Below are 15,090 nucleotides of genomic sequence, written 5' to 3'. Positions count from 1 at the left end.
AGACGCCCGCGGACGATGTGGCGACTGCGACGCGCGAAGCGAAGATCGCGGCGCGCACGCGAGGAGCAAAAATTGCCGAGGCCGACGCCGTGGTGGCCGCGATCGATCCGGGCCTGAACACGCCGGGGGTGGAGACCCGCGACGCAGTCCTCGTCGCCGGACCGTGGCTGGCCGGATCGACGAGCGTGATGGCGGCGCTGCGGGAGCGGATGCCGCAGACCACCTTCGTGGAATCCACCGAGTTGGTGGCCGGTGAGGCCCCGGCGGCCGTGGTGTTCGTGGTTTCGGCAGCGGCCCCGATCACTGAATCGGATTGTGCGCTGGTTGATTTGGCGACTCGGTACACAGATTTGGTGATCGGGGTGGTGTCCAAGATCGATGCCCACCAGGACTGGCGTGATGTGCGCGACGCCGACGCGAAGATTCTGGGTGAGCGGGACGCGCGCTACGAGCGCATGCCCTGGGTGGGGGTGGCGGCTGCCCCAGATCTCGGTGAGCCGCAGCTCGACGAACTGGTGGAACTGCTGGCCGGCCGATTGGCCGACCCCGATGTTGTGCGCCGAAACAGGTTGCGCGCCTGGGAGACTCGGCTTGACGCGGTGATCGGGCGCTATCAGGCGGACGGGTCCGGAGCCGACCGTCAGGCGCGGGTGGAGGTATTGCGGGCGCGGCGCGCCGAGGTGGCCAGGACCCGCCGGCTGACCCGCACCGAGCGCAGCATCGCATTGCGTAGCCAGCTGCAGCAGGCCCGGGTTCAACTCGGCTATTTCGCGCGAAACCGATGTAATTCGGTGCGTACGGAACTGCAGGAAGACGTCGCGGGCATCAGCCGGCGCCGGATCGAGACGTTCGAGGAGTATGCCCGGCAGCGTGCCCACGAGGTTGTCGGCGAGGTGGACGAGGGCGTCACCGCGCACCTGAGCGGCATGGCGGCCGAACTCGAGCTGACGGCCCCCGCGCCACCGGCTCCAGCGGCGATTCCCGACCTGCCGGCACCTCCGCTGAAATCCCGCACCCCGGAAACCCGGCTGATGCTGGTGCTCGGCACGGGATTCGGGCTGGGGGTCGGGGTGGCGGTGAGCCGGCTGTTGGCGGGTGCGGCGCCGCGACTGGCCGTGGCCGGGCTGGTGGTCGGTGCGGTGGTGGGCCTGCTGCTGGCGATCTGGATGGTCGGCACCCGTGCGTTGTTGCACGACCGGGCGGTGCTGGATCGCTGGGTCGGCGAGATGACCGCAACGCTGCGTTCAGCGGTTGAAGAGCTGGTCGCGAAACGGTTGGTGGCCGCCGAGACGGCGCTCACCACCGAATTGGCCGCCCGCGAGGAAACCGAGGCGGCGGTGGCGGCCGAAAAGACCGCCGAGCTGGACGCCGAGCTGCGGGAACATGCCATCGCGACCGCGCGGGCGGCCGCGCAGCGGGACCGCCGGATCCCCCCGCTGCAGCGGGCGCTGAAAGCCGTCCGGGCAGATCTGTACGGCAACGGCGATGCTACTGGCGAGTAACCGCCTGATAACGTCGATCTGAATCGTTCCTGTGAGTGATCGGACATACCACCGGCTCTCCGCGGGTATCTCACCCGCGTTAACCTCTACCCAAGGGGTAGCCGTGACCGCGTCGTGACGTGGCTTGGGTTCCACAAACCTACGCAGGAGAATTTGATGACCTCAGCGACCATTCCGGGTCTGGACACCGCACCGACGAAACATCAAGGTCTGCTGGCCTGGGTCCAGGAGGTCGCAGAGCTGACTCAGCCCGATCGGGTGGTTTTCGCCGACGGGTCCGCCGAGGAGTACGACCGCCTGGCCGCCCACCTGGTCGAGGCGGGCACCTTCCAGAAGCTGAACGAAGAGAAGCAGCCCAACTCCTACCTCGCGCTCTCCGATCCCTCCGACGTCGCCCGCGTCGAATCGCGCACCTTCATCTGCTCCGAGCGTGAGATCGACGCCGGCCCCACCAACAACTGGATGGAACCCGCCAAGATGCGCGGGATCATGACCGACCTGTACCGCGGCTCGATGCGCGGCCGCACGATGTACGTGGTGCCGTTCTGCATGGGCCCGCTGGACGCCGAGGACCCCAAGCTCGGTGTGGAGATCACCGACTCCGAGTACGTCGTGGTCTCGATGCGCACCATGACCCGGATGGGTCAGGCCGCGCTCGACAAGATGGGCGATGACGGCTTCTTCGTCAAGGCACTGCACTCGATCGGTGCCCCGCTGGAGCCCGGTCAGAAGGACGTGCCGTGGCCCTGCAACGACACGAAGTACATCACCCACTTCCCGGAGACGCGCGAGATCTGGAGCTTCGGCTCGGGCTATGGCGGTAACGCGCTGCTGGGCAAGAAGTGCTACTCGCTGCGCATCGCCTCGGCGATGGCTCACGACGAGGGCTGGCTCGCCGAGCACATGCTGATCGTCAAGCTGATCTCCCCGGAGAACAAGGCCTACTTCGTGGCGGCCGCGTTCCCGTCGGCCTGCGGCAAGACCAACCTCGCGATGCTGCAGCCCACCATTCCCGGCTGGCGGGCCGAGACCGTCGGCGACGACATCGCCTGGATGCGGTTCGGCAAGGACGGTCGGCTCTACGCCGTCAACCCGGAGTTCGGTTTCTTCGGCGTCGCACCGGGCACCAACTGGGACTCCAACCCGAACGCGATGAAGACCATCGCCGCGGGCAACACCGTGTTCACCAACGTCGCCAAGACCGACGACAACGACGTGTGGTGGGAAGGCCTGGAGGGCGAGCCCGACCACCTGATCGACTGGAAGGGTCAGGACTGGAACCTGCGGGAGGCCGAAACCAAAGCGGCGCACCCGAACTCGCGTTACTGCACCCCGATCTCGCAGTGCCCGACGCTGGCCCCCGAGTGGGATGATCCGCAGGGCGTGCCGATCTCGGCGATCCTGTTCGGCGGCCGTCGCAAGACCACCGTCCCACTGGTGACCCAGGCTCGCGACTGGCAGCACGGCGTGTTCATCGGCGCCACCCTGGGCTCCGAGCAGACCGCCGCCGCCGAGGGCAAGGTCGGCACCGTGCGCCGCGACCCGATGGCCATGCTGCCCTTCCTCGGCTACAACGTCGGTGACTACTTCCAGCACTGGATCAACATCGGCAAGAACGCCGACGAGTCGAAGATGCCCGCGGTGTTCTTCGTCAACTGGTTCCGCCGTGGTGACGACGGCCGCTTCCTGTGGCCGGGTTTCGGTGAGAACAGCCGGGTGCTGAAGTGGGCCATCGAGCGCATCGAGCACAAGGCAGACGGCAAGAGCACGCCCATCGGCATCGTGCCGACCGCGGCCGACCTGGACCTGTCCGGGCTCGACGTGGATCCCGCCGACGTCGACGAGGCCCTGGCCGTCAATGTCGACGAGTGGAAGGCCGAGCTCCCGCTGATCGAGGAATGGTTCGAATTCGTCGGTGAGAAGCTGCCCACCGGCATCAAGGACGAGTTCGACGCCCTCAAGCACCGCCTGGCCGAAGAGTCCTAACCCTTTCCACAACCGACTGGCCAGCTATTGCACGCAAGTTGCGAAAAAGCGTGCGATAACTGGCCTTTCGGCTGTCTAGGCGTGGGTCAGGTGCGGGCCGGCCACCACATGCGCTCGCCCAGCAGGCTCATCGCCGCCGGTACCAGGTAGGTGCGCACGACGGTGATGTCGAGCAGTAGACCGATGCCGATCGTCGAGCCGATCTGCACCAGATTGAGCACGGTCCCGCTCATCAAGGCGAACATGGTGATCGCGAAAACCACTCCGGCGGTGGTGATCACGCTGCCGGTGCTGCCGAATCCCCGGATGATGCCGCTGGTCACCCCGCTGTGGGATTCTTCGCGGATGCGGGAGGCGAACAGCATGCTGTAATCGGCTCCGACCGCGACCAGTGCCATGAACGACACCGGAAACACCGACCAGTCCAGGCTGATACCGATGAGGTGTTGCCAGATCAAGGTGGACAGCCCGGCCGCGGCCCCGAAGGACAGCACCACCGCGGCGATCATCAGGAGCGGGGCCACCAGGCTGCGCAGCATCACGATCAGCACCAACAGCACCGCGGCCACCGCCACGGCGCCGAAAAGTGCGAAATCCCTCCAGGTTTGGTCGATGTGGCGCTGGGATAGGGAGGCCAGGCCGGTCGACTCGATCTGTGCGTGTTCCAGCACGGTTCCCGTTGCGGCATTGTTGGCCGCGGCGATGACGGCGGGCACCGCACCCATGGCCTCGGCGCCGTAGGGATTCACCGACCAGACCACCATCATCCGGGCGCTGCGTCCGTCCGGTGAGATCAGCAGTTGTTCGCCCGCGGTGAAGCGGCGGTCGGTCCGGCCCTCCCGTGGCAGGTAGAAGCCCCGCCCGGCGCCGGTGCTGGTGTCGGCAGACATCCGGTGCAGGAAGTCCGAGGCGCGGTCGAGTCCCGCGCTGAGCTCGGTGGTGAGCGTGACCATGGTGTCGGTCCCGGTCTTCACCTGCCCGAGGCCGGTGGTGAGGCGGCCCAGTCCGGTTGTGAGTTCATTGATTCCGGCCAGTAACCGGCTCAGTTCCTGACGGGTCTGCTCAGGGGTGCGGGTGCCGAGTTGATCCAGCATGGCCCGTAGCTTCTTGATACCCGCTCGCAGATCGGGCAGGGTGTCGAGCGCGGAGTTCACCGGGTCTTCGGGAACCAGGGGAGCGGCAAGCGCCAAACCATTGACTGCCAGTAATGCGCGTCCGCCCGTGGCTGCGTTGAGCTCGGCGAAGGCCTGCCTGGCGCGCATGCAGGAGCTGTCCGACGCGCAGGCCACCGACGGCTCGGGGCCGGTGAGCGGATCGAACACCGCGTGCAATGCCGCCATAGGAGCCGCCAATCGTTTTTGCACGGAATCGATTTCGTTGACCACCTGGTCGAGTGAGTCGGTGGCATTGGAAATGCTGCGCACGGCGGTCACCACATCCAGAGAACCGCCGGAGAGCGTGTCCACCACTCGATCGGCCGATTCCAGGGTGCCGAGGAGATTGCGCGCCAAGTCGACCAGGGAGCGCGCGCCGTCGGTGAGCTCGGGCAGCCGGGCTGCCGCATCCGCGGAGCCGTCGTGCAACTGGGTCACCCCGGTGGCCAGACGCTTGAGTTGCGGGATGGCCTGTTCGACGCGATTGTGCGCGTCTTGAAGGCCGGCGCCGACTTGTGCGGTCTGTGCACCAATGGCCGTCTCGGGCAGCGGTTTTCCTTCGGGGCGGGTGATCGAGCGGACATAGGCCACCTCGGGGAGGTTGCCGATCGACATGGCGATCAGATCCAGCGCGGCCAGGTCGTTGGTGTTGCGCATGTCGTGGTCTGCGCGGATCGTGATGAACTCCGGCGCCGCCTCGTTGACTCCCCAATGGCGGTAGACGGCGTCATAGCCGCGCTTGCTGTCGGTGGCGCGCAGCTGCATGGCGTTCTCGTCGATGTTCGGTTCGAAGGTGAGCAGCACCGAACTCATGGCGATGAGGAAGGCCAGGGACGCGGCGACCAGCGCCGGTGCCCGGCGGATGATGGTCGCCCCACGCTTGCGCCAGCGGCGCTCGTCGAGTGGCCGGGGTTCGGCGTATCCGCGCCGGCCCCACAGCGCCATGAGGGCGGGTGTCAGGGTGAGGCTGACGGCGACGGTGATCGCGATGGACAGCGCGATCGGGGGACCCGCGGTACGGAACATCCCGATCTTGGTGAACACCATGGCCATTCCGGCGCCGGCGATGGTCAGCGCCGAGGCGATCACGATGCCTGCGGTATGGGCACCGGACCTGGCCACGGCATCGTCGACGGCCAGCCTGCGCCGTCGGCCCTCGTGGTAGTTGGCCAGCAGAAAGATGCCGTAGTCGGTGCCCGCGCCCAGCACCATCGCGGTCACCAGCGCGATGGTGAAGTTCGAGACCGTCAAGAGGTCGTGGCTGCCCAGCAAGGAGACCACCGGCCGTGCCACCGCCAGTGAAATACCGACGGTGAGAAGCGGAATCATCGAGGTGATCAGTGAGCGGTAGACGGCGAGCAAGAGCAGCGTGATCAGTACCACCGAGACCACTGTGATGATGGCCAGCGAGATGTCGATGGCGGAGAACAGATCCGACAGGGTCGGCGCGGCTCCGGTGAAATGGACGTCGAGTCCGGCGGGCCGGGGGACGGCGGCAACCACGGCGCGGACGTTCTCGGTGGACCGATGGGCGCGGGTGGAGCCGACGTCGCCGGTGGTGGCCACGATCAGGTGGATGGCTTTTCCGTCCGGGCTCAGGCCGGTGCCTTCCAGGCCGGGAGTGCCGTAGGTGTCGAGTACGTAGGCGACGTCATCCTTGTCGGCCACCAACCGGGCGACCAGATCGCGGTAGTACGCCGTATCGGCCGCGTCGAGGACGCGGTCACTGGACACCACGATGCTGCCGACGGCGGTGGTATCCGGGACGCCGAAGTCGCGGGACATCTGCCGCAGGGTCTCGGTGGTCGCGCTTTCCGGGGTGAACGGTGCGGAGTGTTCGGCCACCGTGCGTTCGAGCTGGGGGATGGCCAGGTTGAGCACGCCGGCCAGGGCCAGCCACGCCCCGAGAATCAACCACGCATACTCCGCGCAGACTCTGGAGAGTTTGCCGAAGATCGCCAGATTGTGCATTTCGGCATAGTAGACCAATCGGTCTATCGACGGGAGGCTAGGATGGACCAACTGGTCTATTCGGTGATGGAGAAGGGTGTCGGCAGTGGCAGGCCCGCGGGAGCGTCTCATCCAGAGCGCCATCGAGTTGATGCGAGAGTACGGCGTCCACGCGACGGGGCTCAGTGACCTGCTGAAGCGCAGCAACACCGCTCGTGGGTCCATTTACCAGCACTTTCCCGAAGGTAAGACGGAGCTGATGGCGGAAGCGACGCTGGAAGCCGGCCGCATCATCAGCGCCAGGATCGAAGAACTGACCCACGCACTGCCTTCCGAAGACGTGATCCGCGCGTTCGTCGGTGGATGGAAACGGAACCTCATCGACAGCGATTTCGCCGGAGGTTGTCCCATTGTGGCGGCCGCCCAGGCCGGTCCGGATGCCCGCGCGGTGCGGGAGGCTTCCGCGGTGGTGTTTGCTGACTGGGCCCGGCTTATCGCCGCGTCGATGGCAGCCAAGGGAGTCGATGCCGCGACCGCCGCCTCGCTCGGCAGCTTCGCGGTGAGCACGCTGGAGGGCGCGATCATCCAGTGTCGCAGTGCCCGCTCGACCCAGCCGCTCGACGACGCCTGCGCCGGTTTGCAATTGCTGATGCGCCAGGCGGGAGCCGCCACTTGACGCCTGTCAAGTGGCGGCGGTTACAGTGCCTTCATGCAGATCCGCGAGCATGCCGAGGCCAATCCCGAGAAGCCGGCGATCATCCTTCATCCGTCGGGCACTGTCGTCACGTTCGGTGAGCTCGAAGCTCGCGCGAACCGCCTGGCGCACTACTTCCGCCGGCACGGCCTGCAAGAGGGCGATGTGGTCGCGATCCTCATGGAGAACAACGAGCACATCCACGCGGTGATGTGGGCGGCGCGTCGCAGTGGCCTGTACTACGTGCCGATCAACACCCACCTGACCGCGGCCGAGGCCGCGTACATCATCGATAACAGCGGGGCCAAGGCCATCGTCGGCTCCGCCGTGCTCAAGGACATCCTGGGCGGTCTGGACAACGAACTGCCGAACGGCCTGCCGGACGTGCTGTTGATCGCCGACGGCGAGCTCGACGGCTGGCAGCGGTATCCGGAGGCCGTCGCAGACCTGCCCGCCACCCCGATCGACGACGAGATGGACGGGGACCTGCTGCAGTACTCGTCGGGCACGACGGGCCGGCCCAAGGGCATCAAGCGGGAACTGCCGCATGTGCCGCCGTCGGAAACTCCCGGCATGATGTCGGCGCTCGTCGGGTTCTGGATGCAGCCGGACTCGGTGTATCTGAGCCCTGCGCCGCTGTACCACACCGCGCCTTCGGTGTGGTCCATGCAGACCCACGCCGCTGGAATCACCACGGTGGTGCTGGAGCGCTTCGATGCCGAAGGCTGCCTGGACGCGATCCAGAAGTACGGTGTCACCCAGGGCCAGTTCGTTCCCGTGATGTTCACCCGGATGCTGAAACTGCCTGAGAGTGTGCGGAATTCGTACGACATGTCCAGCCTGCGACGGGTGATGCACGCCGCCGCACCGTGTCCGGTGGAGATCAAGAAGCAGATGATCGACTGGTGGGGGCCGATCGTCGACGAGTACTACGCGTCATCGGAGGCCATCGGCGCGACGGTGATCTTCGCCGAGGACTGGCTGACGCATCCGGGCTCGGTCGGCAAGCCGATGAACGGCCTCGTGCACATCCTCGACGAGGACGGCAACGAACTGCCGCCGGGCCAGGCCGGCGAGATCTTCTTCGAGGGCGGACAGGACTTCGAATACCTCAACGACGCCGAGAAGACCGCCTCTTCGCGTGAATCGCACGGCTGGAAGACGGTGGGGGACATCGGGTATGTCGATGAAGAGGGTTATCTCTACCTCACCGACCGGCGGCACCACATGATCATCTCGGGCGGGGTGAACATCTACCCGCAGGAAGCCGAGAACATGCTCGTCGTGCATCCGAAGGTGATGGACGCGGCGGTGTTCGGCATCCCCGACGACGAGATGGGTCAGAGCGTCAAGGGTGTGGTGCAGACCGTGGATCCCGCCGACGCGACTCCAGAATTCGCCGATGAGCTGATGTCCTGGTTGCGTGAGCGGCTGACGCACTACAAGTGCCCGCGCAGCATCTCGTTCGAGGCCGAACTGCCGCGCACCGACACCGGCAAGCTTTACAAGCAGGAGCTGATAAACAAGTACTCGTGACCGTCCTGGAGCTGGCCGCGGGCATTCGCGTCGGGGTCGACGCCCCGACGGATGCCGCGGCGTTCACGCTGACCGAGCGCCCCACGGAGGACCGCCGGTCGGTCACGGTGGACTCGGTCGAGCAGGCTCTGGACGAACTCGGTGAACGGTGTAAGACCTGGCCGCAGGCCGCGGCCGTCTGTGACGATGTGCTGCGTTCGTTCGACCCGACCGGCCCGACCCGCGCCGGTCTGATCACCGAGTCGTTGGCGTACTCGACGCTGCAGTCCGGGCCGGAGTTCGCGCGCTGGCTGGCCGAACGCGGCCCGGCGACGGTGCCGCTGCTGCCCGAGCCGGTGCAGGCGCGTCGCGACGGGAACACCCTGCACGTCCGGTTCAACCGGCCGCAGCGGCACAACGCGTTCTCCACCGACGCCCGGGGGGCCCTGCTGGAGGTCCTGGAGGTAGCCCGGCTGGATCCGTCGGTCGACGAGGTGGTGCTCGGCGGGAACGGCCGATCATTCTGTAGCGGCGGTGATCTGGCCGAGTTCGGTTCGTTCGCCGACCCGGCCAGCGCTCATCTGGCCCGTACCAGGCACAGCCCGGCGCTGGTGCTCGATGAACTCACCGCGCGGCTGGGGCGACGCTGCCGCGCAGAGGTGCACGGTCAGGTGCTGGGCAGCGGATTGGAGATGGCCTGCTACTGCGGATGGGTCAGCGCTCACCCGGACGCCACGATCGGCCTGCCGGAACTGGCGCTCGGGTTGATTCCCGGGGCGGGCGGCACGGTGAGCATCACGCGCCGGATCGGCCGGTGGCGCACCGCCTACCTCGTGCTCTCCGGGCGCACCATCGACGCAGCCACCGCGCTGGCCTGGGGCCTCGTGGACGAGGTGCGTCCGCTTTCGGTGACTCTGCCATGAGGGCGGGCCGTTCTCGCACTTCCACGCCCTAGCCGCAGGATCAACCGCCGTGACTGGCATAGTGCGAGATGTGAAACAGGGTGGCCCGTTCTTCGATGACCTGCAGGTCGGCCAGGTATTCGACAGCGCGCCGTCGATGACCTTGACGCCCGGGGCGGCCGCGACCCACCAGGCGATCCTCGGTGACCGGCTGCGGCTGGCGCTCGACGCCGAGCTCGCCACCGCGGTGACGGGGGAGCCCGGCCCGTTGGCGCATCCCGCGCTGGTGTGCGACGTGGCGATCGGACAGAGCACCCTGGTGACCCAACGCGTCAAGGCCAACCTGTTCTACCGGGGCCTGGCGTTTCACCGTTGCCCGGTGATCGGGGACACCTTGCACACCCGCACCGAAGTAGTTGGCCTCAAACAGAATTCGATCAAGCCGGGACGGTCCGCCACCGGCCTGGCAGCCCTGCGGATGACCACGGTAGACCAGAAGCACCGCAAGGTTCTCGACTTCTACCGCTGTGCCATGCTGCCGCTGTCCGGTGACGGCGTCGACACCGGGCATGCCGACGACCTGTCGACCATCGGGGCCGATGCGGCAGCGCCGAACCCCACGGCCGACTGGGATGCGGACGCGTTCCGGACCCGGGTACCCGGACCGCATTTCGACCCGGCGGTGGCCGGCTCGGTGCTGCACAGCACCGCCGATGTGGTCAGCAGCGCTCCCGAACTGGCCCGGCTGACCCTGAACATCGCTGCCACCCACCATGATCGGCGCGTCGGCGGCGAGCGCCTGGTGTACGGCGGGCACACCATCGGGCTGGCCCTGGCCCAGGCCACCCGGTTGCTCCCGAACCTGGCTACGGTGCTGGGCTGGGAGTCCTGCGACCACACCGGTCCGGTACACGAGGGCGACACATTGTTCAGCGAGCTGCACGTGGAATCGGCCCAGGCTCCAGTCCTGCAATTGCGCTCACTGGTGTACGCGGCCGGCGGGCCCGACGGCGGCGACCGCCAGGTGCTGGACTGGCGGTTCAGCGCGCTGCAGTTCTGATGGCACCGTTGGCGATTCCACTGAGCCTGCGCAGACAGGCCCAGATGGTCGCCGACGATTTTACGGCGCTCACCGGGGCGGCGGTCGATGCCACCGAACTGCTCACCGGCCGCGCTGCCCTGCTGAACATCGCACCCCAGGAACAGGTGTCGGCGGGTGGGGCGACGCGCCTGCTCCCCACCCGCGACGGATGGGTTGCGCTGACGCTGTCGCGGCCTGACGACATCGCCGCGATACCCGCTCTGCTGCAGACTGATTCAGTCGAGGACGAGCCCTGGCAGCCGATCCTGGACTGGGCCGCGGTGAACTCCGCCGCCCAGGTTGCCGATCGGGCCCGGCTGCTCGGATTGCCCGTCGCCGTGCTCGGGGAAACCGCACCCGCGCCACCGGTGATCAGCCAGGTCGGGCCCACCCAGACCGGTTCGCTGGCCGGTGCACTGGTGGCCGACCTGTCGTCGATGTGGGCCGGCCCCTTGTGTGGACAGTTGTTGGCCCGGGCCGGGGCCACCGTAGTGAAGGTGGAGAGCTCGAGCCGTCCGGACGGGACCCGCTCCGGGGCACCCGAGTTCTACGACTGGATGAACGGTGGAAAACTTTCGTACGCCGTTGATTTCGGCAACCCCGAGGATCTGATTGCCTTGGTCCAGGTGGCCGACGTGGTCATCGAGGCGTCGCGCCCGGCCGCACTGGGCCGACGCGGGCTGGGGCCCAGCCTCACCCCGGCCCTGCCCGGCCGAACCTGGCTGCGCATCACCGGCCACGGCACCGCGGGCGAGAAGGCCGGCTGGGTGGCGTTCGGCGACGACGCGGCGGTGTCAGGCGGGCTGGTCGGATACCGCGGGGGCGCACCGGTGTTCCGCGGTGACGCGATCGCCGACCCGCTCACCGGGCTGCATGCCGCGGCTGCTGTGGCGGCGTCGCGGAACCGTGGCGGTGGCGAGCTGATCGAATTCTCGATGGCGGCCGTGGCGGCCGGGTACCGGCATTGCGAGGACGAGGGCGCCGACGTCATCCCGGTACCGCCCGCCGCAGGTCTGCCCGGCCGAGACCTCGGGGCCGACAACGAGGCCGTACGCGGCCTGGTGGCGGAACGGGCCGATGCCTCATGCTGATTCGCCGCGCCACGCTGCTCGACGGGTCCGTGGTGGACATCCGCGTCGGACACATCATCGAAGGGCTCGCGGCAGCACTGCCGCCTGAGCCCGATGAACAGGTGCTCGACGCCGCGTTCGGCACAGTGATCCCGGGCTTGCATGACCACCATCTGCACGTGTATTCGGCTGCCGCCGAGCAGGATTCCGTCCGCGTCGGTCCGGCTGAGGTGGCCGACGAGGTTGCGCTGGGCACGGCGCTGACCTCCGCGGCACCGGGCAGCGACGGCTGGATCCGGGCTGTCGGCTATCACGAGGCGGTGGCCGGCTCCCTGGACCGTCACGCATTGGACCGGTTGGGCCCGGACAGCCCGGTGCGGGTGCAACACCGCAGCGGCGTGCTGTGGACGCTGAACTCGCCAGGTCTTGCGGCGCTGGGTCTGGCCGATCACCCGGACGGGCGGCTGCGCAGCGCGGACACGACCTGGTCGCAGACCTTGGAACGCAGGCCCGCAGCGGTCGCGGAGTTCAGCGCCCGGCTGGCCGGCTACGGCGTCACCGGGGTCACCGATGCCACGCCTGACCTGCATCCCGCCGATCGCCCCACCAGCCTGCGGCAGCGCGTGCACTACCTCGCTCCGGGCAAACGAATTCTGCACGACGACGGGCTCGACCTCGATGAGTTGACGGCTTGGATCGCCGAGCGACACCGGGCCGGTGAGCCGGTGGCCGTGCACTGTGTGACCGCGGCTCAGCTCGTCGTCACCATCGCGGCGCTGCAGGCCGCTGGCGGCCATCCCGCCGACCGCATCGAGCACGCCGCGATGGTGCCGCAGGACTGCGTCGCCGACCTCGTCGAGCTCGGGATCACCGTGGTGACCCAGCCCAACTTCGTCGCCGAGCGGGGCGACCAGTACCGCACGGATGTCCCTGCCGCCGAACAAGATCAGCTCTGGCGGCTGGGCACCCTGTTGTCGGCAGGGGTGCCGGTGGCACTGTCCACCGATGCACCGTTCGGCGCCGCCGACCCGTGGGCCGTGATGCGCGCGGCAGTGCACCGGCGCACTCCGCGCGGTGTGGTGCTCAACCCGGCCGAACGGATTTCGGGGCGGCGGGCTCTGGCCCTGTTTCTGGGCGATGCGGAGAGCCCGGCCCGGCCGCGGCGCATCGCGCCTGGTGAGCCTGGTGACCTGTGCCTGCTGGCCGGTTCCCCGCAGCAGGTGATCGACGCACTCGACGCCGAACTGGTGGCCGCCACCGTCATCGGCGGGGAAGTGGTCTTCGAGCGGTGAGTGTGTGGCGGGCGCCGGGGATGCCGGCGTTGTTGGGTGCGGCTGCGCTGGGTTTCACCGGATTTGCGCTGCTGCTTCCGGCGGCGCCCATGTGGGCGGTCCACATCGGCGCCGACCATCTCGGCGCCGGCCTGGTCAACACCGTGCTGATGGGCTGCACGGTGATCGCCCAACTGTTGGTCGGGCGGTTGTTGCGACGGGTCGGTTGGCCTGTCACGTTGGCTGTCGGCCTGGTGTTGTTGGGCGCTCCGGCCGTCGTGCACATGTTCGCCCACAGCCTGTGGGCGGTCCTGCTGCTCGCGGCCCTGCGGGGGTTCGGCTTCGGGATCCTCACCGTCTGCGCCGTCGATGGGATCGCCGGGCTGGTACCCCCAGAACGTCGCGGCGCAGCGATCGGCGCATACGGACTTTCCATCGCCGCACCACAATTCGTCTTCGTCCCGCTGGCGCCGTGGCTGGCCGAGCACATCGGCTTCGAGTCCGTGTTCCTGCTCGCGGCCGCGCCGTTGGTGGCGGTACCCCTGGCGTTGATCCGCACGCATCCGGTGCCTCGGCCACCGGCGCCTTCCGGTGAGCACCTTCCGGCGACCCGTCGCTTGGTCAACCCGATCGCCGCGCTCGTCGTGATCACTGCCGCCGGAGGCGCCGTCACCACGTTCGCGCCCCAGTTCGGCAGCGCCGAGATGGCGTTCGGGGCGTTGCTCGGTCTGACCGGGACCGCGGCGGTGAGCAGGTGGTGGATCGGCGGTGTCGCCGACCGGTACGGCCCGGTTCGCTTCATCGCCCCGATGCTGGGCGTCGGCGCGCTGGGTCTGGTGGCGATCGCACTCGGACTGGCCGACCACCGTGCCGTTGTTGTCATTGCCGGCTCGGTCTTGGTCGGCGCGGCCTTCGGCGGCCTGCAGAGTCTCACGCTGGTGCAGGCCTTCGCGGCCGCCGGTGAGCATGCCCGGGGCGCGGTCAGTGTGGCCTGGAACGTCGGGTTCGATGCGGGGACCGGTCTGGGGTCGCTGGCGGTCGGTGCCGTGGCAACCGCGTTCTCGTTCCCGGCGGCGTTCGCCGTGATGACGGCCGCGTGTGTGGGGGTCGGGTTGATGTGGGTACCCACTCGCCATGACGGGCAATCAGAACGCGGCACCACTGGTTGACGCGCTGCGCGAATACCACAATTCCAACCGCTACGGCTTCTCCCCACCGGGGCATCGTCAGGGCCGCGGCGTCGATCAACGGGTCTTGCAGATCCTCGGCCGCGAGCCGTTCTTCAGCGATGTTCTGGCCGGCGGCGGGCTCGACGACAGACGGATGAGCAACGGTTATCTGAAGCGGGCCGAGGAACTGATGGCCGAGGCGGTGGGGGCGAGGGCCGCCTGGTTCTCCACCTGCGGCAGCTCGTTGTCTGTCAAGGCCGCGATGATGGCGGTCGCCGGGTGCGACGGCAGCCTGCTGCTCAGCCGGGACAGTCACAAATCGGTGGTGGCCGGGCTGATCTTCTCTGGTTTGACACCGCGCTGGATCACCCCGCAGTGGGATGCCGAGCGTCATCTCTCGCACCCGCCGTCGCCCCGGCAGGTCGAGGAGGCTTGGCAGCGGCATCCGGATGCCGCTGCCGCGTTGATCGTCAGCCCCAGCCCGTACGGCACCTGCGCCGACATCGAAGGCATCGCGGAGGTCTGCCACCGCCGGGGCAAGCCTCTCATCGTCGACGAGGCATGGGGCGCGCATCTGCCCTTCCATGAGGATCTGCCGACCTGGGCGATGAACGCCGGTGCAGATGTGTGCGTGGTGAGCGTGCACAAGATGGGAGCCGGATTCGAGCAGTTATCTGGGGTCAGATTCTGATGTTTACTGTTGTTCCCGCTGAGGCGATCTGATCTAGTCGGGCCTGATCGGAAACAGGTTAGGCTGTTGGTGTTTCCGGTTAGGGGTTGGTTGGTGCGTTCTGGT

The 15,090-nt window shown here is 67.9% G+C and carries 10 protein-coding genes and 1 pseudogene; 10 read left to right on the top strand and 1 reads right to left on the bottom strand.

Features of this window, described 5'->3' with window-relative positions; translation table 11 throughout:
• The first annotated feature begins 17 nt into the window (after nucleotides 1-17).
• Nucleotides 18-1,502 (top strand): hypothetical protein, encoded by a 1,485-nt coding sequence (locus E0T84_RS18310; protein WP_371726070.1) that lies wholly within the window; start codon nucleotides 18-20, stop codon nucleotides 1,500-1,502.
• Between the two features lie 156 nt (nucleotides 1,503-1,658).
• On the top strand, nucleotides 1,659-3,488 hold the full coding sequence (locus tag E0T84_RS18305; RefSeq protein WP_070187679.1) for a phosphoenolpyruvate carboxykinase (GTP): 1,830 nt from the start codon (nucleotides 1,659-1,661) through the stop codon (nucleotides 3,486-3,488).
• An 86-nt stretch (nucleotides 3,489-3,574) separates the two neighbouring features.
• Here the strand turns inward: E0T84_RS18305 and E0T84_RS18300 are convergent, their stop codons facing one another.
• The gene (locus E0T84_RS18300) at nucleotides 3,575-6,613 is read right to left on the bottom strand and encodes an MMPL family transporter (RefSeq protein WP_138745139.1); all 3,039 of its coding nucleotides are present in this window, start codon (nucleotides 6,611-6,613) and stop codon (nucleotides 3,575-3,577) included.
• A gap of 85 nt (nucleotides 6,614-6,698) precedes the next feature.
• Here E0T84_RS18300 and E0T84_RS18295 point away from each other — a divergent pair, with 85 nt between their 5' ends.
• The 8 genes and pseudogenes from E0T84_RS18295 to E0T84_RS18260 all read left to right on the top strand — a co-directional run.
• Complete coding sequence (locus E0T84_RS18295; RefSeq protein WP_242663588.1) at nucleotides 6,699-7,268, top strand: TetR/AcrR family transcriptional regulator; 570 nt, start codon at nucleotides 6,699-6,701, stop codon at nucleotides 7,266-7,268.
• Between the two features lie 33 nt (nucleotides 7,269-7,301).
• A complete protein-coding gene (gene fadD4 / locus E0T84_RS18290; RefSeq protein WP_138745138.1) occupies nucleotides 7,302-8,822 on the top strand; it encodes a fatty-acid--CoA ligase FadD4 in 1,521 nt (506 codons plus the stop codon).
• Nucleotides 8,819-9,724 (top strand): enoyl-CoA hydratase/isomerase family protein, encoded by a 906-nt coding sequence (locus E0T84_RS18285; RefSeq protein WP_070945464.1) that lies wholly within the window; start codon nucleotides 8,819-8,821, stop codon nucleotides 9,722-9,724. The genes fadD4 and E0T84_RS18285 overlap by 4 nt, the downstream gene beginning before the upstream one ends.
• A 136-nt stretch (nucleotides 9,725-9,860) precedes the next feature.
• Nucleotides 9,861-10,763: an acyl dehydratase gene (locus E0T84_RS18280; RefSeq protein WP_249383680.1), complete on the top strand. Its 903-nt coding sequence runs from the start codon at nucleotides 9,861-9,863 to the stop codon at nucleotides 10,761-10,763.
• The gene (locus E0T84_RS18275) at nucleotides 10,763-11,875 is read left to right on the top strand and encodes a CoA transferase (protein ID WP_138745137.1); all 1,113 of its coding nucleotides are present in this window, start codon (nucleotides 10,763-10,765) and stop codon (nucleotides 11,873-11,875) included. The genes E0T84_RS18280 and E0T84_RS18275 overlap by 1 nt, the downstream gene beginning before the upstream one ends.
• Nucleotides 11,869-13,146, top strand: a complete 1,278-nt coding sequence (locus E0T84_RS18270) for an amidohydrolase family protein (protein WP_138745136.1) — start codon at nucleotides 11,869-11,871, stop codon at nucleotides 13,144-13,146. The genes E0T84_RS18275 and E0T84_RS18270 overlap by 7 nt, the downstream gene beginning before the upstream one ends.
• Nucleotides 13,143-14,294, top strand: a complete 1,152-nt coding sequence (locus E0T84_RS18265; protein WP_341350331.1) for an MFS transporter — start codon at nucleotides 13,143-13,145, stop codon at nucleotides 14,292-14,294. Before E0T84_RS18270 ends, E0T84_RS18265 begins: the two co-directional genes overlap by 4 nt.
• Nucleotides 14,260-14,964: pseudogene (locus tag E0T84_RS18260) on the top strand (aminotransferase class I/II-fold pyridoxal phosphate-dependent enzyme); the annotation flags it as partial. The gene E0T84_RS18265 and the pseudogene E0T84_RS18260, both read left to right, overlap by 35 nt.
• Between the last annotated feature and the right edge of the window lie 126 nt (nucleotides 14,965-15,090).

Origin of the sequence: Mycobacterium sp. DBP42 (assembly GCF_005924235.1) — a bacterium.
In the GTDB taxonomy this organism is placed as follows: Bacteria; Actinomycetota; Actinomycetes; order Mycobacteriales; family Mycobacteriaceae; genus Mycobacterium; species Mycobacterium syngnathidarum.
The sequence above is the reverse complement of the archived record's forward strand: the minus strand, read 5'-3'. Positions and strand labels throughout refer to the sequence as shown.